The sequence below is a fragment of the Caballeronia sp. LZ001 genome (assembly GCF_031450875.1).
GTDB lineage: Bacteria > Pseudomonadota > Gammaproteobacteria > Burkholderiales > Burkholderiaceae > Caballeronia.
In genome coordinates, this window is the sequence record NZ_JARTVX010000006.1 from 76,515 (window position 1) to 101,577 (window position 25,063).

Sequence of the window (25,063 nt, forward strand, 5' to 3'; positions counted from 1 at the left end):
TGCGAGCCGTCGCGTGCGATGCGTAGCGTCACCGGGCTTCAACGCGAGGCGAAAGCAGCCGAGCTTCGGATCTCACCGACGCAATGGATGAATGTCCGGGCGGATATCCGTCCGGCAGTGACTTCCGGAGGCACCCCCTTGCGTGAGACTCAAGCCCGATCAGAACCCGCAGCCGCCAGCGCGGCCGGGTCCGCAGACAGTCCGTCGACGCCCGCTCGCCCGCGCATGTCCATCGCGCGATCGGGCCTGCCGCGAACGTTCCTATGCCTCTCGCACCTGCGCTGGAACTTCGTGTATCAGCGACCGCAGCACTTGCTGTCGCGCATCGCGAAGCAGGCGGAAGTGCTCTTCTTCGAAGAGCCTCGACGAACAGATACCGCCGCGCCGTCCCTCGACGTTCGGACCGCTGACGAAGGCATTCGCGTGCTGACGCCATGCCTTCCGTCCGGATTCACGCAGGAAGAGAACGAGCACGCGCAACGCGCGCTGCTCGACGCGTATCTGGCGGACACGGGCACATGGGAACTCGGTCTCTGGTATTACTCGCCGATGACGCTCGCTTTTACCGATCATCTCGACGCGAGGCTTATCGTGTATGACTGCATGGACGAGCTCTCGGCGTTCAAGAACGCGCCGCAGCAACTCACGGAGCGCGAAACGCGGCTCATGCGCAAGGCGGATGTCGTCTTCACGGGCGGCCAGAGTCTCTATGAGTCGAAGCGGCGGTTTCACCATAACGTGCATGCGTTTCCGAGCAGTGTCGATGTCGCGCACTTCGAGAAGGCGCGCGCGCCGCTGACCGAGCCTCCGGACCAAACATCGATACCGCGCCCGCGACTCGGCTTTTACGGCGTGCTCGACGAGCGCTTCGACGCCGCGCTGATCGGCGCGCTCGCCGCCGCGAGGCCGGACTGGCAGTTCGTCATGCTCGGTCCCGTGGCGAAGATTCGGCCCGCTGATCTGCCGCAAGCACCGAACATCCACTATCTCGGCCAGAAGTCCTACGACGATCTGCCGCGCTATCTCGCCGGCTGGGACGTCGCGCTGATGCCTTTCGCGATCAACGAGGCCACGCGCTATATCAGCCCGACGAAGACGCCGGAATATCTCGCGGCCGGCCGCCCCGTGGTATCGACGCCCATTGTCGATGTGGTGTCGCGCTATGGCGAGAGCGGCGTGGTCCGCATCGCCGACGATGCAAGCGGCTTCGAGCGAGCCATCAAAAAGGCGCTGGAGGCAGCACAGGACCGCGCCGCATTCATCGGCCGCGTCGAAGCGGTGCTGGCCGGAACTTCGTGGGACAACACGTGCGCCGCAATGCTTGCCGAGGTGAAGAAATGCGCATCATAGAAACGACAGCAAATGGATCTTCCAGTTCCGGCTCGAGCGGTCATCCGTCGCAGCCCGATGCGCGCCCACAGCATCGCAAAGGCTTCGATTATCTGATCGTCGGCGCGGGCTTCGCGGGCAGCGTGATGGCCGAGAGACTCGCGAGCGAGTACGGCCAGCGAGTTCTTCTCATCGACCGGCGCCCGCATATTGCAGGCAATGCCTACGACGAGTACAACGCGGACGGCATTCTGATTCATCGTTACGGGCCGCATATCTTTCACACGAACGCGCGGCGCGTACTGGATTATCTATCGAAATTCACGGCATGGCGACCGTACCGGCATCGCGTGCTCGCGTCCGTGGACGGCATGCTGGTGCCCGTGCCGATCAATCTGACCACGCTTAATCGCCTCTATTCAATCGACCTTTCGCCGCAGCAGGCGGAGGCGTTTCTCGCGGCGCGCGCCGAGCCGCTCGAAGAAATCAGGACATCTGAAGATGTGGTGGTGAGCAAGATCGGCCGCGAACTGTACGAGAAGTTCTTCCGTGGATACACCCGCAAGCAGTGGGGCATGGACCCGTCGGAACTGGACCGGTCGGTGACTTCGCGCGTGCCGGTGCGCACGACGGCCGATGACGGCTACTTCAACGACGAGTATCAGTGCATGCCGCTTGAAGGATATACACGCATGTTCCAGAAGATGCTGGCGCATCCGAATATCAAGGTCATGCTCAATACAGACTATCGGGAGGTCCGCGAAGAGGTGACGTATCGCAGGCTCGTCTATACGGGACCCATCGACGAGTACTTCGATCACTGTCTCGGGAAACTGCCTTATCGATCGCTCGCGTTCCGGCACAAAACCGTCGACCAGGAGCACTTTCAGTCGCTTGCCGTGGTGAATTATCCGGCCGAGAACGTGCCCTTCACGCGCATCACCGAGTACAAGTATCTGACGGGCCAGCAACACGCGAAAACGAGCATAACGTACGAGTATCCGAGCGCCGAAGGCGACCCTTATTATCCGATTCCGCGGCCGGCGAACGCGGAGTTGTTCAAACGCTATGAGGCGCTGGCGCAGGCGCATCCGGAAGTCATCTTCGCGGGACGGCTCGGAAGCTACCGCTACTACAACATGGATCAGGTGGTGGCTCAGGCGTTGAGCCTCGTCAAGCGCATCGCCACGGCGGAAGGATTCCGGACTCGCGCCGAGGTCGCTGCCGTCTGATTCTTTCACGCAATAGAAAGGTATGTTTTACCGTGGTTTTTAGGGGGTTTTGTCTTGCAGGTAAGCGCCGATTAACACTACACTTTCGCCGCGATGGAGTTTCCGGGTATGGCCATCGCGATGGAAGTGAAATCGGCATTCCTTACCGAGGACGATCGAATCGTCGCCTCGCTCAGCGACGATGCACCGAGCATCACTGTCTGGCCCGGTGCCAGTCCGACACTGCAATGCGCGGTGCCGGACATCGATCATTCAACGCAAGACCATGTCGAAGCACGAGCAGGAAATGCTCCTCTTTGTCTCCCTGCAGGGAGCAATCGGGACGCTGGCCGGTTTTATCGGCTATTTCGTCGTCGGTGTCGATGAGATTGACGCCATGTTTCGCTTTACCGCCTACATGCTGTGCGACGCGAGCGGCGCAGCACTCTTCGTCTATTTGCTCGGCCCGCGCCTCGGACTCACCGGGCGGCGGCTGATGCGCCTCAGCTTTCTCGTGCCCGGCGCGCTGCTTCTCTGCGGCGGCGACTCCATTCCGGTGATGGCGGCCGTCTACGGCTTCTTCCTCGGACTCACGTGGAGCGCCCGCTACTGGCTCGAAATGAGCGTGCTGACCGACTCCGAACGCGATAGCTATGCCTCGCGCTCCGGCGCGCTCGCCGTTGCGGGCGGCATCATCGCGACGCTCGTCGCCACGCTCTGCCTCGCGAAGACGGACAACAGCAGTCACGTGCTGTACGCGGGGTATGGCGTCGTGTGCGTGGTCGCGGGCCTTGCGCTCGGGCGCCATGTCTCCGAAGCGCCGATGGTCCCCGCGACGAATCCGCTCGGCGTCATCGCGCAACCGGAATTCCGTGCGTGTTTGCCGCTCTTTTTCGTCGAGTCGGGACTGCTCGGCGTCGGCGGCGCGGTCGGGTCGGTCGGCGCGGCAATGTCGCTCGGTTCGGCGAGCGACCTCGGCTGGGTGTCCACCGTCGCGGGACTCGCGGGCGCAGTCGCGCTCTACATGACGCGCAAGAGCCGCGGCGTGCATAACCGCGCGGGCTGGCTCGGGTGGTCGTGCCTCGCCGTCGCCATTTCGTTCGTCCTGCTCGGCTTCAGCGCGTTGCTTCCGGCCTTGTTCGTCGCGCATTCGATCCTTCGCGCGGCTGCGGGTCCGTTCCTCAACGCGAGCGAGCATGTGCTCAATCAGCGCGCGCTGGACATACGCGGCCAGCTCGTGGACCGCATCGTCGCGCGAGATCTCGTGATGCTCGTCATGCGCATGGGCTCGCTGCTCGCGTTCTGGTGGCTGTCGAACGCGATGTCTCCGGCGCATCTGCTCGAACTCGGCTCAACCGTGCTCGCGCTCGGCGCCATCGCCGAACATCGCGTCGGGCAGAGTTGGTTCGGCGCCGCCACGCGCGGCCGGACCGCCGGGGCGGATAATCAACTGGGTGGCGCAGGTGGATGACGCCGGCGTGCGTTAGGAGGGGTTGACCCCGGCTGAGCGCCAGCAAACCACCCGTTTGCGGCACGTGCGTCGCCGCAGGAGATGTTTGCAAGGACGGAGCGCCGGCGGCACCGCTACATGTGTGCTGCGGTAGAGTCGCACGACTAGGGTGCTCGGGTGAGTCGTGCGGTCACTATCCTTGACGATGTGAGCGGAGCCTTCGCAGCGGCGACCGGTATAAGCCCAGTGTCTGTGACGTGCAGTACGCTGGGCCCATTCGGTTTGCGTCTGCCGGGCACGCGCAATGCGCTTGCGCTTCGGTCATCTCAGGATCAGGTGCATCCATGGCGTCCCGTCCGTTCAGTCTTACTGACTGGCATCGCTTTCTTTTCGGCAACGCCTCATGGAATTTCCTGCTCGAGGTGCTGCTGCGGACGGGCGTCACGTATGTGCTCCTCGTCATTGCCATGCGGCTGCTTGGTCGACGCGTCGCGGCCCAATACACCCTCTTTGAAATCTCCATAGTGGTGACCCTAGCGGCGGCGATCGGCGTGCCGCTGCAGGCGGCCAATCGGGGCATGTTGCCGCCGTTGGTGATTGCCTTAGTTGCAATTGGCCTGCAACGACTAATTGCGAAGGCAGGAATCAATTATCGGCAGGTCGAGACGATGGTGGCGACAGACGTCACACCGCTGGTCCGCGAAGGGCGATTGGAAGCCGCCGAACTTAAGCTGGCCGCAGTGCCGCGTGAAAAGATCTACGAGGTGATGCGCCTGGCGGGGTGGCAACACCTCGGCCAGGTCAGTCGGCTCTACATGGAGCCATCGGGATCGTTTTCTTTTATACCGGCACGCCCGGCCAAGCCCGGCTTATCTGTGCTGCCGGAAATAGACGACGAGCTACGCAACGAAGCGCGCGTCGACGGCTACCGCGCTTGCCTGAATTGCGGCAACACGGTAAGGGAGACGCATGCCGAAGAATTCAGCTGCAGCCATTGTGGCGCGCTCGCATGGACCTACGCGGTCACTGAGGTGGAGCGTCGATGAGATTTATAGAGCGGTTGTTGATCGGTGATGGCCCGTGGGCGTTCCTCGTGGAGATCATCCCGCGGGCCATAGTGATGTACTTGTTGCTACTGGTCGCGATGCGCATGATGGGCAAGCGTATGGCGGCACAGTTGAGCACGATCGAATTAGCCGTGATTCTGATGCTCGGCGCCGCAGTTGGTCTGCCGATCCAGGTGTCGTCGCAAGGCGTGCTCCCGGCTGCCATCGTGCTCCTGACAGTGGTCGCCCTTCAACGGCTCAGCGCGCAGGCCGGGTTGCGGTGGCGAAAGTTCGAAGTGTTGGAGCAGGGCGACGTTTCGATTGTCGTGAAGGACGGACGGATCTTGCTAAAAGAACTGGAGCGCGGACTGATTTCACGGGAAATGCTTCAATCTGAGCTCCGAGCCGCGAACGTCGCGCATCTCGGGCAACTGCGACGCGTCTATCTTGAGGCTTCCGGTTCGATGAGCATCGTCTGGAAGGCCGAGCAGTGTCCTGGGCTGGCGGTGCGGCCTGATATGGAAGAGTCGCTGCTCGGTGCTATCGGCGCTCGGGGCTACTTTTCGTGCTGGGGCTGCGCGTCCACGGTGCAGTCCGACGAGCGCCCGGCGACGGCCTGCCAGGCATGCGAGTTCAAGCGGTGGGAATCCTCTGTCAGGGTGCCGGTTGAGCGAACGACGGCTACAAACATTGAGACGTTCGGACGAGGCCAGGACGGTCTGTGACGCCTTATGGAATTTCCCTTGCAAGACCGTCGGCAATAATTTGTGATCGTGCGTACGGCGAAGCGGTGTTCGAGCCAACTGTCGGCCGCAGAAGGCGGCGCGGTAGGGCCGGCAGACCGCTTCAAGGGATCCGTCCACGCAGTGGTGACGGGGAGCATAAAGCGAATGAGTGACCTGATCGATAACCTCCTTGAATCGCGCGAGGTCGCCTCGGCGGCGGCCTTGTACTGTTGACAGAGAAACGATCTATCGAACCGGAACTTTTGCATGTGACCGCCGAAGTCCGTTTGGCATGGCCAGAGAGAACGATCGAAACGCAGCTGAACATTGAGCTCCCGTTCGAGGGCGATCACGCTCGCCTGAGTCAGCTGTTTTCGAATTTGCTGGGCAATGCAATTTCGCATCGCATGGAGCAAGCGATCAGCCCATCCGCGTTGTCGCGTCCAATGACTCAAAGGGCTTGCGACTGTCGGTGGCCGACGCCGGGCCGACGATTACGCCCGCAGCGTTGGAAAAACTTTCAGCCGTTTCAACGCGATGCGAAACGGCCAGCGCAAGGAGGGTTGGGCCTCGGCCAATACATTTCATCGCAGATTGCATTGGCACACGGAGGATCGCTGAACGTGACGTCCTATCATTAGATACGGTGTTCACACTGGACATTCCCGCCTAGTATGCCAAAACGGGTCTCACGCGCCATCCGGTCTCGGCGTTGCGTTGCCTGTCAGCCTCGTCCTCGAAGTCTCGTCGCAGGATCGGCAGTCGCACACAGACATAGAAAGGCGACATCGAATTCGAGAAACGCCTGGCTGCGCCCTTGATGTAGCGGCGACGCCTCGATATTGGCTTGGCGGCTGCCTAAGCAGCGCGGAAGACAAGGACAAGCACGCCCAGCGCTATCATCAAGCGAGGAACAAATGCAACGACGAGATATTGTAGTAGTAGCAACATCCACCGGCGGCCTGGAAGCGCTCAAGCAGTTGTTCAGTACGCTGCCAAGGGATCTGCCCGCCTCGGTGTTCGTGGTGATGCATATCGGTGCCTATCCGAGTGTTTTGCCAGCCATCTTACAAAGCGTGTGCGATTTGCCGGTAAGACATGCCGCAGACAATGAGCCTTTTGCACCATCGACAATTTACATCGCGCCGTCCGACCGTCACTTGTTGCTCTTGGACGGCAGAACTTTGCTTTCGAATGGACCAAAAGAGAACTTCACCCGCCCAGCGGCGGATCCTTTGTTTCGCTCAGCGGCTGTCACGTACGGCCATCGAGTGATCGGGGTTGTTCTGACCGGTGATCTCGACGACGGGGCCGCAGGGATGCGGGCGGTGCGCGCCTGCGGCGGGTACACCATCGTCCAGGATCCATCTGATTGCCGCTCGCCTAGCATGCCCATCAATGCGCTGCGATCCGCTACCGCTGACGTCGTGGCTCCCATTGCGGAGCTAGGCGCGGCCATCCGTCAAGCACTGGAGGCAATCATGACTACTCCAAAGGCACACAATCAAGCGGACGCATTGGCGGCCAAGTCGGAAGACAGAATGATGCGGACCGGGAATATCGAACTGGCTGATCTCGATGCCATTGGCGTGCGCAGTTCGCTGACCTGCCCAGACTGCGGCGGCGTGGTATGGCGCATCGGTAGCGGGATGCCGCTGCGCTACCGCTGTCACACCGGTCACGCTTTTTCCGCAGTGGCGCTGGAAGATGAGCAACGCCGGCAATCCGAGAATGCGATTTGGCAGGCGCTCCGGGCAATTGAAGAACGAATCTTCTTGGCACGCGAGCAACCCGAAGAGGGAAAGCTGGCCGGACATGACGTCTCGCATCTTGTTGCCCGAGTTGCCACGCTTGAGGAGGCAAAAGCGTCAACGATGCGCATTGTGCGAGAGGGCCTGATCAATACTTAAGGGTTGCGATGAGGGTGCACCTGAGGCGCGTGGATGGTGCTCGACAGGTAATTGTCCCGATATAAACGACCTATCCGTAATTCTGTGGGCGAGGCATATTATGAAAGGTAAAAGTCATGGATATGCCGATGAAGAAGAAACGCACCGTCGCTTCTCAGGCAGCGGCCCGAGGGCCGCTGCCTGCCCTTCCGGAAGGTCTGCTGGATGACCTGGTCAAAGGCCCGATGACGCCCACCGAGGTCCAGGACCTGATGCTGGCGTTCAACAAGGCACTCATCGAGCGCGCGATGGGCGCCGAGATGAAGATGCATCTGGGCTACCTGGCAGGGCAGCCGAAATCCGACGGCCAGGACAACGAACGTAATGGCGCCAGCGGCAAGACGCTCATCACCGATTATGGCCCGCTCAGGGTCGATCTGCCGCGTGATCGTGACGGCAGTTTTGAACCCATCCTGATTCCGAAACACGAGCGCCGTTTTACCGGTTTCGACGAGCGCATCATCGCCATGTACGCGCGCGGCATGAGTGTGCGCGAGATCCAGGCGTTTCTGGCCGAAGCCTATGGCACCGAGGTTTCGCCCGATTTCATCAGCTCGGTCACCGACGAAGTCATGGCTGAAGCGCTCGCCTGGCAAAGCCGTCCGCTTGAGCCGATGTACCCATGGTGTTCTTCGACGCGCTGCGTGTGAAGATCCGTGGCGACGGCGTGGTGAGCAACAAGGCGGTGTATCTGGCGCTGGGCATTCAGGCCGACGGCCAGCGCGATGTGCTCGGCCTGTGGATCGAACAGACCGAAGGTGCGAAGTTCTGGCTGAAAGTGTTCAACGAACTGAAGACCCGGGGCTGCCAGGACATCCTGATCGCGGTGGTCGACGGCCTGAAGGGACTGGCTGAGGCGATTGGCACGGCGTACCCGCGCACGGCCGTGCAGACCTGCATCGTGCATCTGTTCCGCAACAGTCTGGAGTACGCCAGCTACAAGGACCGCAAGAGCGTGGCCGCAGCGCTGCGCCCGGTCTATGCCGCCGCGAGTGAACAGGCCGCTCAGCAGGCCCCGGAGGCCTTTGCCGAAGGCCCGTGGGGTGCGAAGTATCCGACTATCGTGCAGTCGTGGCGACGGGCGTGGGAGAACGTCACACCGTTCTTCGTGTTTCCGCCGGACATACGCCGTGTCGTCTACACCACAAACGCCATTGAGAGTCTGAACATGCAACTACGCAAGATCATCAAGACACGCGGCCACTTTCCCAATGACGAGGCCGCCATCAAGCTGCTGTGGCTGGCATTGCGCAACGTGCTGGCAAAGTCAGTACGCGCGGCGTTCGACTGGTCGTCCGCGATGAACCAGTTTGCCATCCTGTTTGGAGAGCGTTTCACCAACGCACGCGGGTGACTCCGCTGACCGCCTCGCACACAAAAATGCGGACAGGTTCCGATATAGGGAACGACCTACAAACGACCCGCGCGTCTCTTGTCTTTCGCTCTCCGTCCTCCTTCTCTTACCTCGCCCTCCTGCGCGCCCCTCGGTCCTCCCCGCCTTCCTACCTCCCGAGTCCTCGTCAATGGCGAGACGAATGTAAGAAGGATTGTCGCTTGGGCGAACGGTCATCCAGGAACAGACGTGTTCTTCGTCCCTAAGGTATCCAAAACGTACGCGTCTTGCGTCTGATACTTCCGTCGAGAGCCTACGGGTGAGCGGGGCGGCCCTCGCATCGCCTGCGAGCGACCTTCGTTTCCCTGAGCAGGTGCCTGACCGCTTGGCTTGGGCAATGCTGAGATAGCTTGTCTCCACTCACATGGCCTTCACCAATGGCACACATTACAGGCAAACGACCCAAGCTGGTCCTTTATCCGAGCAAGCCCGTGCCACCGACAGCAGGCACAGGAGAGGGCGACTTCGTTGTCTATGCGTCGTACAGAGGCACGGAGGCAAGCGGTTTTTACGGCAAGTTGAAGGTTGTGCGTACGACCGACGGTCGGCTGTTGTATCCCTTCGACGGGGCAGCGCCGATTGGCCCATTTCCTACGAAACAAGAGGCATCCGTTGCGGCTGTAACGCTCGGGACGGAGATCGTTGCCGCTGATCTAGCTTATCCAGAGTTATAGGGGTTAGCGGCAGGGAAGCACGGGAATCGTTAGGACGCGGCGTACGCAACTCAGACGCGACCGCGTAAAAGTGTGAGAAACCGCAGTGTGGCCACCCGCACTTCTACGTGCCAATTGTGAACTTTCGCCGTTAAGGAGCCAAACCGTTTTCGGCATAAAGGCGCCAGGGAGTTTTCGGCGTTTAGGCGCCGCAAGTTTTTCGGCATATAGGCGCCAGTAGATTTTCGCCGTAAAGGCGCCACTGGCGTCTGAGTCGGGCGCTCGAACTTCACCAACCGCTACTCTGCCGGCACGCATTTGCTCCGGAGGGTGGCTTGAAGAGGAAGTTCGAGATGTACCAATATCGACAGGTTCTGGTGCGAATGCGCCAGGGTGACTCCGACCGGGATATCGACCGGTCGAAGATCATGGGCCGTAAGAAGCTGGCAGCCGTGCGGGAGATCGCAACCGAGCGCGGGTGGCTTTCTCCGGACAACGCTCTGCCGGATGACGCGCAGCTTGCTACAGCGTTCAGCCACAAGGAGTTCCTGCCCGCGAGCTGTATCTCGTCGGCCGAACCGTGGCGCGAACAGATTGCCCAGTGGCACGACGCGGGCGTCCCCGGCACGACGATTCACAGCGCGCTGGTGCGCAACCACGGCTACACGGGAAGCTACTCATCCGTCTACAGGCTACTTCAGCAATTGAAGGCGGAGCTCACGCCGGATGTTCCGATGCGGCTTGAGTTCAAACCCGCAGAAGCCGCGCAAGTTGATTTCGGCGCAGGTCCGACCATCACCGATGCACACACCGGTGAGGTCCACAAGACGTGGTTCTTCGTGATGACGTTGTGCTGGTCGCGGCATCAATACGTTGAGTTTGTCCGCGATCAGAGCGTCGACACATGGTTGCTATGTCACCGTCACGCCTTCGAGTGGTTCAATGGCGTAGTGGGCCGCGTCATCATCGATAACCCCAAGTGTGCCATCGTCAAGGCCTGCATCTACGAACCCGAAGTCCAGCGCGCTTACGCGCAATGCGCCGAAGGGTATTCGTTCAAGGTCGATCCGTGTCCGCCGAGGGACCCGGCTAAAAAAGGAATTGTCGAGTCGGGCGTCAAATACGTGAAGTCGAGTTTCCTTCCTCTTCGCGAATTCCGTGACCTTGACGACGCCAACCGGCAAGCGCGAGCCTGGGTGATGCACGAGGCCAGCACCCGGACGCATGGCACGACGCGCGAAGTGCCGCTCAAGCGTTTCGAGGATGTCGAACAGGCGCTGTTGCAGCCGCTTCCCGATGTGCCGCCCGAGCTGGCAACCTGGGCGCGCGTGAAGGTTCATCGCGACGCCCATGTGCAATTCGAGCGCGCCTACTATTCTGTGCCGTTCCGGCTTGCCGGTAAAGATCTGTGGCTCAAGGCGACCGCCACCATGGTGCAGCTCTACTACGAGCACGAACTGTCGGCATCGCATGTCCGCCAGACTACGCCAGGAACGCGTATCACTGTGGCCGATCACATGCCGCCAGCAGCACAGGCCTGGCAAATGCACGACACCCAATGGTGTCTGAGAGAAGCACAACGTATCGGGCCGTCATGCTACGCGCTTGTTCACACGCTCTTCGGCGATCAGGTTCTCATCAAGCTGCGCGCCGTCCAGGGCGTGCTGCGCTTCGCTCAGCAGTTCGGCGCATCGCGCCTGGAGGCGGCCTGCCGTCGCGCGAATCACTTCGGCACGCCGAGCTACAAAGCCGTCAAGCTGATCTTGCAGAAAGGCCTCGATCAGACCTGGCTGTCGATTGAACCTGTTGAGTCAGGCTCGACCACCTACACCCACGGCGGCCGCTTCTGCCGCGATACCCAGACTCTCCTGATCCATTGAACATGAATCCAATTCCCGAACTCACGTCTTCTCTTAAGCAATTGCGACTGTCCGGCATCCTCGACACGCTCGAAGCACGCAACCGTGAAGCCATCGACCGTAAGCTCGCCTATACCGATTTCCTGACGTTGCTTATCCAGGACGAGATCGCACGGCGCGATCATCGAAAGCTCGACGCCCGCATGCGCCGCGCGAACTTCCGTGGACAGAAGACACTGGAAGGTTTCGACTTCGACCGGCTACCCAATCTTAATCGCGCCGTCGTCCATGATCTCGCGACCTGTCGCTTCATCGATGAGAAGGTCAGCGTGCTGATCGCCGGTCCTTGCGGAACAGGCAAAAGCCATCTGGCGCAGGCACTGGGCCACTCCGCCGCCCGGCAAGGTCACGATGTCCTGTTCATGACTCAGACTCGGCTTCTCAGCACGCTACGCAACGCGCAAGCCGTGGGCTCCTACGAACGGCGATTCCAGGCGCTTGCCAAGGTGCCGTTGCTCATCATTGACGACTTTGGACTGAAACCCATGCGCACGCCCGAAGACGAAGACTTCCACCATCTGATTGCCGAGAGGTACGAGCGTACATCGACTGTCTTAACAAGTAATTTGGATTTTACGGAATGGGGCGACGCGTTCGCGACCAACAAAATGCTCGGCGCTGCAACGCTTGATCGCTTGCGACACGCGGCATACCGCGTCGTGCTCGACGGCGAGAGCTACCGTGTTCCACGCCCGATGCCCGAGAGCAACAAATCAGCACTTGCGAAAGGAGGTAAAAACAAGGATTCTTGATCCCCGTTCGAGCCCCGAATCAGGCGCCTTTCGCTGGCGCCATTGCGCCGAAAACACCCGGCCCCTTTACGGCGAAAAGCAACACCAATCAGGCGCCGTTACGCTCAATCATCTCAATCCCTACCCCAAAGCGCCTGTCTTACCGCAGTTTATGCATTCGCCGACCGCGCAGGTTTTGCGGTCCGAAAACCACCAATTCCTACTTGCACGTGGTAGTCCTGCTGCCGTAGGCTGTCCACATATTGTCCAAATCTACGAACGAACGAGGCGATAATGTCATATCTAGTCTATTTGGCCAGGGGCGATCCGCTCAACGAAAGGTATCTGGAGCAGATCGCGGCTGCTGGATTCCAATTTCATCCGGACGATCTGTATTACGAAAACGCGTGCTGCTCAACAGCAGCCGCCCAGCGACCCGGTCTGCAACGAGCCGTCCGTCACTTATGGCCCGTAGACGTGTTGATCGTCGTCGGTCTGAATGCGTTGGGCAACTGTGTTTCCGATGCTCTGACGACCTTGCGGGCAATAGAACGTGAAGGGGCCGCAACCATTTGCTTAGCGCCTAATCGAGAGAGATTCAGTGCTATCAGTGGCGCCGCGCTCATCGAGAGCCTCGAATTAGTTGTTGACTTCGAACGCGTGGTCCGCACGTTTCGAGGGCGGCACTCCCATGAGACCGCAAGCTTGCGTGGTTCGAAATCCGGCCGACCTTTTAGCATGACCGAGTCAGATCAAGCCCAGGCCTTACTTGCTCTTTCGAATGGTTGGACGGTCAGTCAGGTGGCGCGCAATTTCAATACGTCGCGGCAAACGATCATGCGCCTGCGCCGCGCCGCGAGGGGGTGCGAACATCCTTCCGATTCTGCTCCCGACCCCGCCTCGGAGCCGTCGACCCGTGTCGAGCGAGCCGAGCAATCGGTCGCGCCAGTGAAAGCAACATTATGATAGGTCGATGGCCACTGAGTTTGCTAGCGGGCGGGCGCACGCTTGAAATGCAAACATAAGACGCCGTCGAGAACAACGTGTCAAGCCGACGCAGCCGCAGGCCAGACTTGCACATCAGGATCTGCGCGCGGGCACGTCACGATGGAAGAGCACGTCGTTGCTCGACCGAGCTTCCGACCGAGGAGTCATGGAAAAAAACCAAATAAATGCCATTGATGGCCCCACCAGTTCGCTCCCGCAACTCCCCGATGCTCTGGCGAGACCGTTGGTCGTAGGCATAGGAGGCTCCGCCGGTGGACTGCAGGCGGCGATGGCGCTGCTCGAAACACTGGGCGCCGACGCTCCCGTCGCGATTGTCCTGGTGCTGCATCTTTCGCCAGATCACGAGAGCAGCGCGGCCGAGATATTGCAGCGGGTCGCACCGCTGACCGTCAGCCAGGTCCGCATCAGGACGCGCTTAGAAGCGGGTCACGTGTACGTCATTGCGCCTGCAACCAACCTCACCGACGACGGACATGTGCAGCCCGGTGAGGCGAGCCGTAACAGACCCTCGTCCGTCATCGATCTTTTCTTCCGAACCTTGGGGGAAGTGCATCAGGAACGCGCGATCGGCATCGTTTTGTCAGGAACGGGCCGGGACGGGTCCTTGGGACTCGCTTCCATCAAGGAGCGAGGAGGGCTCACGATTGCGCAGGAGCCGGACGACGCCGAGTACGCAGAGATGCCGCAAGCGGCGATTGCCACGGGAACGATCGACCTGGTCTTGAGTGCCAAGGAAATCGGCCGGCAGTTGGTCGACCTCGCAAAAGCCCCGCGCGCCCTTTCATCGGATTCTGATGCCGCCCTGGTAACGGACGCCGACGCCGAAGCCACGTTGGATGACGACAAATCTGACGAAAAGGCGCTGTACGACATTCTGGCGACACTTCGGAATCGAAATAAGCACGACTTCCGACATTACAAACGCGCCACGGTGCAACGTCGCATCGAGCGCAGAATGCGGGTGAACCGACTGGCCAGTATCGCGGAGTACCGAGATTTTGTACACAACAACTCGAGCGAGCTTGTTCCGCTGCTGGCCGATCTCCTCATCAGCGTGACCAGTTTCTTTCGCGACATTAAATCCTTTGCCGCTCTGCAAAACGACATCATTCCGCATTTGATGGACGGCGTCCCAGCGGGAGAAGAGGCGCGCATCTGGGTACCGGCTTGCGCATCGGGAGAGGAGAGTTACTCGGTCGCGATCCTGATTCAGGAATACGCAGACCGGATGCCGCAGCCGCCGCGGGTGCAGATCTTTGCAACTGACATCAATGAAGCGGCGCTTGAGGTAGCCCGAGCCGGCGTCTACCCGGCAAACATCTCGGCCGACGTGACTGAATCACGATTACTCGCCTACTTCGAGAAGGAGGAAGATCATCGGTATCGCGTGCACCCCAGTGTGCGACAGACGATCGTCTTCGCGCAGCATAACGTGCTAAGCGACCCGCCCTTTTCGCGCCTCGACCTGGTCTGTTGCCGCAATCTGCTGATCTACCTTGATCGTACCGCACAGGCGGTGGTTCTCGACATGTTCGCCTATGCATTGAAGCCGAGCGGCTATTTATTTCTCGGCAATGCGGAATCGATCGACATAATCAGCACGGCGTTCGAGACGATTAGCAAGGAGCACCGAATTCTTCGACTACGCGGTGACGCTGGCGCGAACGCCCGGGGCAGAATCCCATCGAGGTTGATTGCCACCGAAATCCATCCGCGGTCTGGTTCGCGAGGCAAACCGGTGACCCGCAGCTTCGATACGCCTCGTGGCAAGTCGCTTGAGGCGCTGCACGATCGTGCGCTCGCCGCCGCGTCGCCCCCCAGTGCGCTTATCAACGCCGATTATGAGATCGCACGAATCTCGCCAGGCGCCAGTGACTTTATCGTTTTCAGTGCAGGCGTGCCCACGCGTAATCTTCTGAACAATGTGGCACCGGACATTCGGCTGGAGCTGCGGGCGGCGTTGTATCGCGCGAGTGCCTCCCAGCAGCGCGTGAAGGCCGTGTTCAGTCGACGTGACCAAGAAGGCCGCGCCACCGGTCCCGTCATGACGCTTACCGTGGACCCTGCCAAGGCGGCCGACGAGGAGTCGACGTACTGGCTGGTACTCTTTGACCAACCGCCTGAGGCCAGTGCACCTCTGCCAGAGGCAAGTGGCCATGATGTCACCACCTACGAAGCGGCCATCCAGCGCCTGGAAGATGAGAACCGGGCATTGAAGTCGCATCTGCAGGACACGCTTGATCGCTCAGCCGTATCAAACGAAGAACTGAAAGCGTCGAACGAAGAACTTCAGGCGATCAATGAAGAGCTGCGTTCGGCCAAGGAAGAGCTGGAGACAAGTAAGGAGGAGCTGCAGTCCGCCAACGAGGAGTTGACCACAGTCAACTTCGAATTACGCATGAAGGTTGATGAGGCCGGGCGCAACAACGACGATCTGAGCAATTTGATGGAAGCGTCGGAAATCGCGACTGTCTTTGTTGACTCTGGGATGCCCGTGAAGCGTTTCACCCCGCAGGCGCGCCGCTTGTTTTCTCTCATCCCGTCGGATGTTTGGCCGGCCTCTCATGGATGTGACGAACCGGCTTCGTTACAACGAAATCGTGAAAGACGCAACGGCTGCATTCAGGCAGTTGGTGCCCATCGAGCGCAGCGTTACGAGCGTCGACGGCGAGCACTATCTTGCACGCATTCAGCCGTATCGCACGAGTCAGGACAAGATCGGGGGAGCGGTCTTGACCTTCATCGACGTGACCGAGCTGCGCGCGGCAGAAACCCGCGTTCAGCGCACCGAAGAGCGTCTTCGGGATGCAATTGCGTCGAGCAGAGATTTTGCCGTGTTGAGCACCGACCTGCACGGCGTCATCACGACCTGGAATGAAGGCGCAACAATAATCTTCGGCTATCCGCCGGAGAACATCCTTGGGAAATCGATTGATGTCCTTGGTGGCAAGTCGGCAGTCGTAGGAAAGGCTTAACTTCGGCATCGTGTTTGCTGCGTCGGTTTCCTTTCTCCCTTCTGGAAGCGAATCATGCCTGTTCTGCCGCTGTCTGAACCTCATGCTCAACCGCTACCTGGAACCGACGCGTCGGGGTTAGTCGTTCTCAATGCCAAAGCCATCGGATTTTGGTACAAGAAGAACCGGAGGTTTCACGGCGTCCTAGCTGCAATGGACGTTGGCTTCAACGCCGATAGTGAAAGCATGCTTATGAAGGCACTAGGCGACGCGTTGGATATCTCGCCATTAGGGCACTAACGCAGCAAATCTGATATGGAGGCGCCGGGAGCATCGCCTAGAGTTTCAACTAGCTAACGCGGGCTGCGGCAGCGTGACGAAAGATGACATGGGCAAGCTTGAATGTGTACGACAGGCCGCCTATGAGCAATCGGAGAATGAAGGACGGCCTGAGAGAAGTGCGGAAGAGAACTGGTATGCCGCACTCCAGATTGTGGCCCGACATCCACTCGTCGATGCGCCGCCTGTCCGTCTGCGCGCGAATAGCTTCTCGGAAGTACTTTCAGAGGGAACGTTTCGATACTGTAAAGACGTTTTGCCTCGCTATCTTTTCGAACGGCGTTGGTACTCTGCAGAAGACACGTGTTCATCGTTGACTTCGAGAGTGAGCCTGCCCGGTCCGCGGATGAGCGGCGCGCGAAAGTCCCACGACTTCGAGACGTGGCTGGGCTGCTCCGCGCCATTGCTCATGCTGCAACGTTTTCTACACAAGAGCATGACGACCCGACAACGAGCGATCGCGAAGCCCTAGGCTAGACGGTGAAAGCATCCCGTCTCGACGCCGGAAACACTTTTTGCAAAGCTATGCGTCGGCCGCGCCTAGTGATCGGTATCGAAGCATGTCACGGCTCGCACTTCTGGGCTCGCGAACTTACGTCTTTGGGACATTGCAGTGCGTTCATCGTATGCGTGAGCGGCTTGTTCACGAGCGAACAGCGAAGTCAAACCAAATACGGAGCATGTTTGCCGAAGAGGGATACATCTTTCCATTAGGCATTGTCCAGTTGAGGCAAGGCATTGTTGCTCTCGTCAACGATGCAGAAGCTCACATCACTATTCTGCTACGCCGGCTTGGTTCGATGTACCTCGAACAGTTGGCAGCGTTACAACGCTGGATCGACGAGCTTGCTTCTGAAATTGCCGATATATTCAAACGCAATGAGAGCTGCCAGCGTCTCGCCACAGTCCCTGGAATTGGCCGCTCGTAGCGACCGCATTGTGCAGCGGGGTAGGCGACCCACTGCAGTTCAAGAACGGGCGGCAATTCGCTGCATGGTTGGGTCTGACGCCTAAGCAGCGATCGAGTGGCGGCAAGTCAAGGCTGGGTGGCATCACAAAACACGGCGACACCTATCTCCGCACCCTTCTCGTCCAGGGAGCGCGGGCAGTGATGCGCTTCGTCGGGCGTCGAGATGACCGGCACAGTTGCTGGATCAAAGCGGTGATGCAACGCCGGCATATGAGCATCGCCGCAATCGCGCTTGCGAACAAGACCGCGCGAATAGCGTGGGCAATATTGGCCAGTAACGACAGCTTTAAGGTGGCTTAGCCATCTTGTAGAGAGTTGAGATTCATAACTCCATCCGCGATTGCGCAAGAAGCGGTAAGCATGGCGAACCGGTCGGACCGGCGCTTGCTGATCCTGATATATCCGGGCGCTGCTTTACGAAGCCAAAAGCCCGATGAGGGGCAAGCGCGCAAACTTCCATGATGGCTCGTGCCGATGGCAGGCACATCAGAAGCCGAATGTACGGACGCAGTCTAGACCTTCGAATTGCAACCCGATCTTGCTCATAGGCGGGAGTCCATGTACGGATATAGAGCTGCAACCATCCTGCCGTAGTCGAAACACACGAAAAGCTGTCGCAAAACGGGAGGTGTTCATATAGTTCGAGATGTACCAATATCGACAGGTTCTGGTGCGAATGCGCCAGGGTGACTCCGACCGGGATATCGACCGGTCGAAGATCATGGGCCGTAAAAAGCTGGCAGCCGTGCGGGAGATCGCAACCGAGCGCGGTGGCTTTCTCCGGACAACGCTCTGCCGGATGACGCGCAGCTTGCTACAGCGTTCAGCCACAAGGAGTTCCTGCCCGCGAGTTGTATCTCGTCGGCCGAACCGTGGCGCGAACAGATTGCCCAGTGGCACGACGCGGGCGTTAAGCGAAAGCCCCAGGCGTTCAGGGGGCTCGCGTTTCGCGACGCGCTGTTTCCGCGTGATGCCAATCGCCGGACCTGGGAAGCGCTGGAGGCGCAACTGACGCAACGCCAGGCCTGCAAAACCATCGTGGGCCTGCTTGAACTCGCCGCACATCACGGCGTCGAGGCAGTGCTGGCCGAACGGCTCGATGCACTGCTTGAGGTGGGTGAGCTCCCCGAGCTGAAGCAGTTGCGTGAGGAACTCGCACCGCGCGAGACTATCTGTCCTGAGGTGGTGGTCGAGATGCCATCCGCGGCGGTCTACGACGCACTGCTCAGCGAGGTGGCAGCATGAAGGCTCCCGCGCATGACAACGGCCGTTTGGGCCTGATGCTCAACGAGCTACGTCTGCCAACCATTGGCAGGTTGTGGCCAGAGTTTGCCGAACGTTCGGACAAGGAAGGCTGGCAGGCTTCGCGACTGCTAGGTGCACTGTTCGAGCATGAACTGGCCGAGCGTGCAAAACGGCGTATCGAGCGACATCGCAACGAGTCACATCTGGATCCGACCAAGACGTTTGCCACGTTTGAGTTCGGTCTGCTGCCAATGGTCTCCAAAGCGCATGTGACGGCTCTGGCCACCGGAGAGTCGTGGCTCGAGAAAGGCGCGACCATTCTCATGTTCGGGCCACCCGGGACCGGCAAGAGCCATTTGGGCTCAGCGATCGGTCATGCCCTGATCGACGTCGGCTATCGCGTGCTGTTCACGCAGACCAGTGAACTCGTTCAGAAACTGCAGGCTGCGCGCAAAAGCTTGCAGCTGCCCTCTGCACTCGCGAAGCTCGATCGTTTCGAACTCATCATTCTGGACGACCTGTCGTACGCGCGAAAGGACCAGGCCGAGACCAGCGTGCTGTTCGAACTGATCGCCGAGAGGTACGAACGCAAAAGCCTTCTGATCACAGCCAACCAGCCATTCTCCGGCTGGAATGACGTCTTCCCTGATCCGGGCATGACCGTGGCCGCCATTGACCGGCTTGTACACCATTCGACGATCTTCGAGCTCAACGTCGAAAGCTATCGTCGTCGTAAGGCCAGCGACAAACAAAGCACTCGCCAGCGACAATTACCCGAGCGGAATCAGGAAGGAAGCGCGACAACTATGAGTTAGCCAGCGACAATTAAACCCGCTGACCGGCCAAGTAATTGTCGCTGGGCGGCCGTGCCGCTTGACGCTGTCCATCCTGGATCTCGGCGGCACACCCGTTGCTTGTAAAAAATTGCTCTTCAAACTTTACGCGGGAGCGCGGATGCTCGTAGAAGTCGTGAAGGTCTTTATGGCGGGTTTAGTTATGTTTCGTTGCGTGCCCGTACGCGGCCTTTGGATAGTTGCCTATGTGTCGTGCTATATGTTGGCGGGCTGTGAATCCGATCCGATCGACTCCGTCAGTCAGTCTTCGATTCACGCCTCGAATCTATGCGAACTACAGGCGCTGGAAAGCGTGGGCTATCGTCCGACGGAGGATGATTTCTACTACCCGCGCAATCTGGAGGCGGCGCAGGCTCGCCTATCGGCGCAGAGGCGGGCCCGTGGTCTCGGCGACGCAGACACCTGTGGCAGCGCCAAACGATAGTTCCGAGAACGCCTTGGCGAGCGAGCTTCTCAATCCTGCATCGGACGCGCCATGCGTTGTCGAACAATCACTGGCGTTATGGATTGAGATCGCGCAGGCAAACTGACGAAGTCGGAAGAGACCTGGAACCGAGCGCAATATCAAACCGATTTGTAATAGGGATAGGAAGGCTGTTTTAGCTCGTCGTCGGCAGGCGAGGGGTCGGCGCTGATCATTGGAATTTTATCCCAGAGAAGAGCGCGTCCCTCCCGTTGCTCGTCATCGGTCTTTGGATGCTGCGCCTTATATAGGTTTAGAAACTGTTCGAAGCTCGAAACGTAATTACGGTCCATCTTGACTCTCGCATGGATTAGAACGATCGGGCACGAGACTGAGCGTCTCCGCCCGTCGTCCTCTTTTGGATAGCAGACCGCCAAGCTATCGGCGGCCCGCATTCGATTACAACTGGGTCGCCTGGCCTGCGCCGAGGTCGGCACCGGTCACGGGGTCGCTGGCTGGGTCGGATACTGTCCGGGCGGCCATTGCCTGTAGCACGCCTAAGTCCTCCTCGGCAACCGTGACCGTGGCAAGGCCGTCACCGCCGTCGACTGCCGGCTCAGGACTCTCCACAAACTTCCAGTCGCCGCCCTGGTTCCAAGGGCCCCGGACATCGTCCCCGCTCGACATATTGAAATACACGCTTGTGAATTCGGGCTTGCCGGGCAGCTTGCCTTGCGGGAAATTTGGCTGAATCGAGTGCAACGCTTTTTCGAAAGATTTCTGGTGCGCTATTTCACGCGTCATTAGAAATCCAAGGGCATCCTTGATACCCGGATCGTCTGTCACATTGATGAGACGCTCATACACGATCTTGGCGCGCGCCTCAGCCGCGATATTCGAGCGCAGATCTGCGGTCGGCTCGCTGATCGAGTCGATGTACGCTGCAGTCCACGGATAACCTGCCGAATTGGTCAGCGGTGCACCGCCACCGTATAGCACTTGCGTGACATGGGAGTCATTCCCTGCGCCCGTGAGCGCTCGATACATCTCCGCTTCCTGCTGCACGCCTTCGGCTAGCTGACCCTTAGCTCCCTTGTTCAGCATCGCGACTATCGAGCCGATGATCTCCAGATGGCTGAGTTCTTCCGTGGCGATATCGAACAGCAAGTCTTTGCGACCCGGATCATCTTCGGCTACCGCCTGCGTGAAATACCGCATTGCCGCTGAAAGCTCACCCTGCGGCCCGCCGAACTGTTCAAGTAGAAGGTTCGCGAGGCCCGGATCGGGGGCGCCGACGCGCACGGTGTATTGGAGACGTTTGTTATGAACGAACATAGTCATGCTCCTATGTAGGGATGTTCAAACCGTGATGTTTGGGACCGCGCGTCGACCGATCTCGATAAGTTCTGGTGCACGGCATGCGACGAGGCACTTACCTCAATTTGCAGAGATTGGCGTCGCGGTGCAAGTTGCTGAGCAACGCGTGTGCCCTGAAATAAGAGATCGAATGGAGAGACCTGATACCAGGTCATCAACCGTTCGAGTGGTTTCCGAACAGTTAAGCGCTAGCTCGTTTCATTCGACAGAGATGAAATACGCCTTCATCGACCAGAGCGACCGCTCTCGTTAGATAGCATTGACTGGCTGCGAGATGCGAATCGGGCAGAATCGCTTGTGAAGCTAGGCGGTGGCAATTACGATCGCAAAACAGAGTTACGAATGGCTTTGCTCAGCGCACGGGCAGTCGTGCCTGCGAGACAGCCAAAAAACTCCTTGCATAGGTCCGTCCATTGCTCGACAAGATGTCATCGAGATTAGCGACCCCTGTAGAGGATATATGACCGCAAAAAATCACCCCAAGCCGCCGTTTCCCGAACAGCAGCAGGAACACCGCCCCGGACTGACCCGGCTACTCGATCCACAGCCCGATCACGGCGAGGAGAGTTACAAAGGCAGCGGCAAACTTGCCGGCAAGATTGCGCTCATCACGGGTGGCGACAGCGGCATCGGGCGAGCGGTGGCGATTGCGTTCGCACGCGAAGGCGCAAGCGTGGCGATCTCTTATCTCGACGAACACGACGACGCCAGGGAGACCGCGCGCTGGGTGGAAGAAGCGGGACAAAAGGCGCTGCTGTTGCCGGGCGATATCACCGAGCGCGCGCATTGCCGCGAACTCGTCGCGAAGACGGTGGAGACGTTCGGCCATCTCGAAGTGCTGGTAAACAACGCCGCTTACCAGATGACCTACGACGGCCTCGAAGACATCAGCGACGACGAGTGGGACAAGACCTACTCGACGAACATCGGCGCGATGTTTCGCATCACCAAGGCGGCGCTACCGCATCTGAAGGAGGGCGCGGCGATCATCAACACGACGTCGGTGAATGCGGACGCGCCGAATCCCGGTTTGATCGCGTATGCGAGTACGAAGGGGGCAATCCAGAACTTCACGGGCGGCCTCGCGCTGCTGCTTGCCGAACGCGGTATTCGCGCGAATTGCGTGGCGCCGGGACCGATCTGGACGCCGCTCATTCCCTCGACGATGCCCGTCGAAAAGGTCAAGAATTTCGGTTCGCAAGTGCCGCTCAAGCGCGCCGGCCAGCCCGCGGAACTGGCCGCCGCTTACGTGCTGCTCGCCTCGGACGAGGCGAGCTACATCTCCGGCGCGACCGTCGCGGTGACGGGCGGCAAGCCCATCATCTGAAAGCCGCCTGTTTTTTGTCGATCTGCTGCCACGAGCCTTTGTGAAGAGGTCGATGGTGGACCCAAGGTCGGCCTGTAGTGCGCACGTGTGGAACCGGTGGAGCAACGCGGGGCAGCCTAGGATAGTCCGCCGGACGGGGCGCGCTGCTTGCTTCATCATGAATGGATTTTTGTCGAATGGCAGGGAACCAACCTAAGGAGTGAAGCATGGCAACATATGCAGGGCGTTCACAGGATGATCGAGTCGCTGCGGAGAAGGGACAGAAACTTCCGGCCCAGGAGCAGGCAGGCGGCGAGATGGCCGTCGAGGGAACACATGCAAGCAAAGATACGAGCAGTGGCGAACTGTCCGAGGCGGGAAAAGACATCTGGAGACAAGGCAGCACGATAGATGAAGAGGGGCCGGTGCCCGACGACTCACACAAAGGCGAGAAAACTTGAAAGCAGAGCACAGCCATGCGCACGTTGCGTTGACAGCGCGCCGCGACAGGCCAATTGTGTAATTTCACACGAACAGTCTTTTGATCCAAATCAAGGTTTTGACGGCCGACGTCATCTTGCCGGCCGACACGTCCGGAAGCGCTCCTCAGTGCTTTTGTTTTTTTCCTCCCCCCGCTCCGTGTCCGGTTCCCGCCTTGGTGTGACTGGCAGCATGCCTTCCTTCGGAAGGACGCGCGGCAGTAGTGTTAGTGTCTTTTGCTGGTTTGGACGCCTTTACATCCCGTTCAGTCTCATTGGTCGGCTTGGCTGTTTTCATCCTGATTCTCCTCTGGTGTGGCGCCACTGTGCATTCGCGCTGGCGCTCTTAGCACTTAGCCAGAGCTATACCCGAACTGCCTCAGGTCAGCATGCAAGACTATATGTGGCATCAGCAAAATACGGGTTGTCTAACGGGTGAAGCCAGGCATCACTTGTGTAGCGAATCGCGCAAGGTTGCGACGTCATTGGTCGTAACGGGGCGCGCGTCGTTTCCCCATGACGCGCGGATATAGGTAAGAACTTGCGCGAGTTGCAAGTCTTCCAGTCTGCCGGCGAATGCGGGCATCGCCTGACGTGCAGGCCCATGCGCGGTGGCGGGCGTGTTTCCGCCTTCCACAAGAAGCCGGATGAGCGATGTAGTGTCTTCGCTGATTACCGAAGGGTTGCCCGCAAGGCGCGGGAACATATCGGGCACGCCCGTGCCATCATCGCGATGACAGCTCGCGCAAAAAGCCGCATACACGTCACGCCCCTGAGCGGGCGGAATCTCGGGAGCGCGTGTCTTCATCCGTCCCGTTTGCATTGGGGCGGATTCGAATGCGCCGTCGGCGATGCCGGTTGGCGGCAGGCTCTTCAGATCACCGGCGATTGCACGGAGGTCGTCATCGCTCAGGTATTGCAGGCTGTCTTCAATGGCTTGCACCATGCTTCCGTACGCAGCCATTCCGGCGCCGTGTCCGGTTTTAAGGAACGAAGCAAGGTCTTCGGCACTGACACGACCAAGGCCCGAACCTGGATCGGCACGCAGATTCGGCGCGAACCAGTTGTCATTCACAGCGCCAGCAAGGAACGTTTTGGACGACTCGTCGTAACCGCGCTCTTGGTAGGCCATGCCGCGGGGCGTGTGACACGAACCGCAATGACCTAGCGATTGAATCAGATAAGCGCCACGGTTCCAGCTCGCATCGCGGTCGGCGTGCGGTTCGAACCGCTGCTTCGGAACGAATGCCGCGGTCCACAAGCGCAGCGCCCAGCGCTGGTTGAACGGAAATGGCACTTTCGTTTCGGGGGGCCGATGCTTGACCGCAGGCACGCCATGCATCATGTAGGCATATAGCGCGTGCATGTCCTCGTCGCCGATCTTGACGAAGGCGGGATAAGGCATGGCTGGATAGAGCGGCTTGCCGCCACGCGCCACGCCCTCGCGCAAAGCCTTCGCAAAATCGTCATAACTGTATGCGCCTATGCCCGTTTCCCGATCCGGCGTGATATTGCTGGTAAAGATCGTGCCGAAGGGCGAAGCCATCCCGAGTCCGCCGGCATAGGGTGCACCGTGCTTCGCGGCCGTATGACATCCTGCGCAGTCCGCTGCCTTGGCAAGATACGCGCCGCGTGCAATGAGTTCGGGAGATGGCGTGTCTTGGGCGGCGAATACACAAAGACTTTGCATCATCGCCAGCATTGCGAAGCTGAAAGTGAAGA

The 25,063-nt window shown here is 59.5% G+C and carries 23 protein-coding genes and 3 pseudogenes; 23 read left to right on the forward strand and 3 right to left on the reverse strand.

The features are described 5' to 3' along the window. Window positions 1-225: 225 nt before the first annotated feature. The 21 genes and pseudogenes from P9292_RS40975 (at window position 226) to P9292_RS41065 (ending at window position 20,200) form a co-directional block, all read left to right on the forward strand. The gene (locus tag P9292_RS40975; RefSeq protein WP_309965618.1) at window positions 226-1,350 is read left to right on the forward strand and encodes a glycosyltransferase family 1 protein; all 1,125 of its coding nucleotides are present in this window, start codon (window positions 226-228) and stop codon (window positions 1,348-1,350) included. Then, complete coding sequence (gene glf / locus P9292_RS40980; protein ID WP_309965622.1) at window positions 1,338-2,561, forward strand: UDP-galactopyranose mutase; 1,224 nt, start codon at window positions 1,338-1,340, stop codon at window positions 2,559-2,561. The genes P9292_RS40975 and glf overlap by 13 nt, the downstream gene beginning before the upstream one ends. A gap of 265 nt (window positions 2,562-2,826) precedes the next feature. After that, window positions 2,827-4,011 carry a hypothetical protein gene (locus P9292_RS40985; protein WP_309965624.1) on the forward strand — a complete coding sequence of 395 codons (1,185 nt, stop codon included), beginning with the start codon at window positions 2,827-2,829 and terminating at the stop codon, window positions 4,009-4,011. 323 nt (window positions 4,012-4,334) lie between these two features. Further along, complete coding sequence (locus tag P9292_RS40990) at window positions 4,335-5,036, forward strand: YetF domain-containing protein (protein ID WP_309965627.1); 702 nt, start codon at window positions 4,335-4,337, stop codon at window positions 5,034-5,036. Then, on the forward strand, window positions 5,033-5,761 hold the full coding sequence (locus P9292_RS40995; RefSeq protein WP_309853610.1) for a YetF domain-containing protein: 729 nt from the start codon (window positions 5,033-5,035) through the stop codon (window positions 5,759-5,761). The genes P9292_RS40990 and P9292_RS40995 overlap by 4 nt, the downstream gene beginning before the upstream one ends. 269 nt (window positions 5,762-6,030) lie before the next feature. Further along, on the forward strand, window positions 6,031-6,402 hold the full coding sequence (locus P9292_RS43425) for an ATP-binding protein (protein ID WP_409015579.1): 372 nt from the start codon (window positions 6,031-6,033) through the stop codon (window positions 6,400-6,402). Window positions 6,403-6,678: 276 nt separating this feature from the next. Next, the gene (locus tag P9292_RS41000; protein WP_309965630.1) at window positions 6,679-7,671 is read left to right on the forward strand and encodes a chemotaxis protein CheB; all 993 of its coding nucleotides are present in this window, start codon (window positions 6,679-6,681) and stop codon (window positions 7,669-7,671) included. Between the two features lie 122 nt (window positions 7,672-7,793). Beyond that, window positions 7,794-9,064: pseudogene (locus P9292_RS41005) on the forward strand (IS256 family transposase). Window positions 9,065-9,480: 416 nt separating this feature from the next. After that, window positions 9,481-9,777 (forward strand): DUF6723 family protein, encoded by a 297-nt coding sequence (locus P9292_RS41010; RefSeq protein ID WP_309936411.1) that lies wholly within the window; start codon window positions 9,481-9,483, stop codon window positions 9,775-9,777. 332 nt (window positions 9,778-10,109) lie between these two features. Next, a complete protein-coding gene (gene istA / locus P9292_RS41015) occupies window positions 10,110-11,636 on the forward strand; it encodes an IS21 family transposase (RefSeq protein WP_309957873.1) in 1,527 nt (508 codons plus the stop codon). A 2-nt stretch (window positions 11,637-11,638) separates the two neighbouring features. Further along, window positions 11,639-12,427, forward strand: a complete 789-nt coding sequence (gene istB, locus P9292_RS41020) for an IS21-like element helper ATPase IstB (RefSeq protein WP_309962218.1) — start codon at window positions 11,639-11,641, stop codon at window positions 12,425-12,427. Between the two features lie 273 nt (window positions 12,428-12,700). Next, entirely contained in the window at window positions 12,701-13,372 is a 672-nt protein-coding gene (locus tag P9292_RS41025; RefSeq protein ID WP_309965633.1) for a helix-turn-helix domain-containing protein, read from the forward strand. 187 nt (window positions 13,373-13,559) lie between these two features. Beyond that, window positions 13,560-15,947, forward strand: a pseudogene (locus P9292_RS41030) (CheR family methyltransferase); the annotation flags it as partial. Between the two features lie 31 nt (window positions 15,948-15,978). After that, window positions 15,979-16,389: a PAS domain S-box protein gene (locus P9292_RS43430; RefSeq protein WP_409015634.1), complete on the forward strand. Its 411-nt coding sequence runs from the start codon at window positions 15,979-15,981 to the stop codon at window positions 16,387-16,389. Window positions 16,390-16,443: 54 nt separating this feature from the next. Further along, a complete protein-coding gene (locus P9292_RS41035; protein ID WP_309965640.1) occupies window positions 16,444-16,668 on the forward strand; it encodes a hypothetical protein in 225 nt (74 codons plus the stop codon). A gap of 88 nt (window positions 16,669-16,756) precedes the next feature. Beyond that, window positions 16,757-17,179, forward strand: coding sequence for a DUF2934 domain-containing protein (locus P9292_RS43435; RefSeq protein ID WP_409015581.1), 423 nt, complete (start codon window positions 16,757-16,759; stop codon window positions 17,177-17,179). 208 nt (window positions 17,180-17,387) lie between these two features. Continuing rightward, window positions 17,388-17,636 (forward strand): hypothetical protein, encoded by a 249-nt coding sequence (locus P9292_RS41040; protein ID WP_309965643.1) that lies wholly within the window; start codon window positions 17,388-17,390, stop codon window positions 17,634-17,636. Between the two features lie 8 nt (window positions 17,637-17,644). Continuing rightward, window positions 17,645-17,977, forward strand: coding sequence for a transposase (locus tag P9292_RS41045; RefSeq protein WP_309965646.1), 333 nt, complete (start codon window positions 17,645-17,647; stop codon window positions 17,975-17,977). 609 nt (window positions 17,978-18,586) lie between these two features. Beyond that, a pseudogene (locus tag P9292_RS41055) lies at window positions 18,587-18,922 on the forward strand (IS21 family transposase); the annotation flags it as partial. Next, entirely contained in the window at window positions 18,919-19,737 is an 819-nt protein-coding gene (gene istB, locus P9292_RS41060; protein ID WP_309965649.1) for an IS21-like element helper ATPase IstB, read from the forward strand. The pseudogene P9292_RS41055 and the gene istB (P9292_RS41060), both read left to right, overlap by 4 nt. A gap of 58 nt (window positions 19,738-19,795) precedes the next feature. Then, window positions 19,796-20,200, forward strand: coding sequence for a hypothetical protein (locus P9292_RS41065; protein WP_309965652.1), 405 nt, complete (start codon window positions 19,796-19,798; stop codon window positions 20,198-20,200). Between the two features lie 140 nt (window positions 20,201-20,340). Here the strand turns inward: P9292_RS41065 and P9292_RS41070 are convergent, their stop codons facing one another. Both P9292_RS41070 and P9292_RS41075 read right to left on the reverse strand, forming a co-directional pair. Next, complete coding sequence (locus tag P9292_RS41070; protein ID WP_309965655.1) at window positions 20,341-20,532, reverse strand: DUF3460 family protein; 192 nt, start codon at window positions 20,530-20,532, stop codon at window positions 20,341-20,343. A gap of 106 nt (window positions 20,533-20,638) precedes the next feature. Continuing rightward, the gene (locus P9292_RS41075; RefSeq protein WP_309965659.1) at window positions 20,639-21,514 is read right to left on the reverse strand and encodes a manganese catalase family protein; all 876 of its coding nucleotides are present in this window, start codon (window positions 21,512-21,514) and stop codon (window positions 20,639-20,641) included. Window positions 21,515-22,016: 502 nt separating this feature from the next. Between P9292_RS41075 and P9292_RS41080 the strand changes: the two genes are divergently transcribed. Next, window positions 22,017-22,883 (forward strand): SDR family oxidoreductase, encoded by an 867-nt coding sequence (locus tag P9292_RS41080; protein ID WP_309965662.1) that lies wholly within the window; start codon window positions 22,017-22,019, stop codon window positions 22,881-22,883. A gap of 206 nt (window positions 22,884-23,089) precedes the next feature. Continuing rightward, the gene (locus tag P9292_RS41085) at window positions 23,090-23,323 is read left to right on the forward strand and encodes a hypothetical protein (protein ID WP_309965665.1); all 234 of its coding nucleotides are present in this window, start codon (window positions 23,090-23,092) and stop codon (window positions 23,321-23,323) included. Window positions 23,324-23,789: 466 nt separating this feature from the next. Here the strand turns inward: P9292_RS41085 and P9292_RS41090 are convergent, their stop codons facing one another. Then, window positions 23,790-25,034, reverse strand: coding sequence for a cytochrome c (locus P9292_RS41090; protein WP_309966481.1), 1,245 nt, complete (start codon window positions 25,032-25,034; stop codon window positions 23,790-23,792). Window positions 25,035-25,063 lie beyond the last annotated feature (29 nt).

Coding starts and splice junctions, on each gene's coding strand:
- P9292_RS43430 (WP_409015634.1), top strand. CDS start 15,979: ATGGATGTGACGAACCGGCTTCGTTACAACGAAATCGTGAAAGACGCA.
- P9292_RS41040 (WP_309965643.1), top strand. CDS start 17,388: ATGTTTGCCGAAGAGGGATACATCTTTCCATTAGGCATTGTCCAGTTG.
- P9292_RS41090 (WP_309966481.1), bottom strand. CDS start 25,034: ATGATGCAAAGTCTTTGTGTATTCGCCGCCCAAGACACGCCATCTCCC.
- P9292_RS40990 (WP_309965627.1), top strand. CDS start 4,335: ATGGCGTCCCGTCCGTTCAGTCTTACTGACTGGCATCGCTTTCTTTTC.
- P9292_RS40985 (WP_309965624.1), top strand. CDS start 2,827: ATGTCGAAGCACGAGCAGGAAATGCTCCTCTTTGTCTCCCTGCAGGGA.
- P9292_RS41070 (WP_309965655.1), bottom strand. CDS start 20,532: ATGGACCGTAATTACGTTTCGAGCTTCGAACAGTTTCTAAACCTATAT.
- istA (WP_309957873.1), top strand. CDS start 10,110: ATGTACCAATATCGACAGGTTCTGGTGCGAATGCGCCAGGGTGACTCC.
- P9292_RS41075 (WP_309965659.1), bottom strand. CDS start 21,514: ATGTTCGTTCATAACAAACGTCTCCAATACACCGTGCGCGTCGGCGCC.
- P9292_RS41025 (WP_309965633.1), top strand. CDS start 12,701: ATGTCATATCTAGTCTATTTGGCCAGGGGCGATCCGCTCAACGAAAGG.
- glf (WP_309965622.1), top strand. CDS start 1,338: ATGCGCATCATAGAAACGACAGCAAATGGATCTTCCAGTTCCGGCTCG.
- P9292_RS41000 (WP_309965630.1), top strand. CDS start 6,679: ATGCAACGACGAGATATTGTAGTAGTAGCAACATCCACCGGCGGCCTG.
- P9292_RS40995 (WP_309853610.1), top strand. CDS start 5,033: ATGAGATTTATAGAGCGGTTGTTGATCGGTGATGGCCCGTGGGCGTTC.
- P9292_RS41010 (WP_309936411.1), top strand. CDS start 9,481: ATGGCACACATTACAGGCAAACGACCCAAGCTGGTCCTTTATCCGAGC.
- istB (WP_309962218.1), top strand. CDS start 11,639: ATGAATCCAATTCCCGAACTCACGTCTTCTCTTAAGCAATTGCGACTG.
- P9292_RS43435 (WP_409015581.1), top strand. CDS start 16,757: ATGGGCAAGCTTGAATGTGTACGACAGGCCGCCTATGAGCAATCGGAG.
- P9292_RS40975 (WP_309965618.1), top strand. CDS start 226: ATGTCCATCGCGCGATCGGGCCTGCCGCGAACGTTCCTATGCCTCTCG.
- P9292_RS41080 (WP_309965662.1), top strand. CDS start 22,017: ATGACCGCAAAAAATCACCCCAAGCCGCCGTTTCCCGAACAGCAGCAG.
- P9292_RS41085 (WP_309965665.1), top strand. CDS start 23,090: ATGGCAACATATGCAGGGCGTTCACAGGATGATCGAGTCGCTGCGGAG.
- istB (WP_309965649.1), top strand. CDS start 18,919: ATGAAGGCTCCCGCGCATGACAACGGCCGTTTGGGCCTGATGCTCAAC.
- P9292_RS41035 (WP_309965640.1), top strand. CDS start 16,444: ATGCCTGTTCTGCCGCTGTCTGAACCTCATGCTCAACCGCTACCTGGA.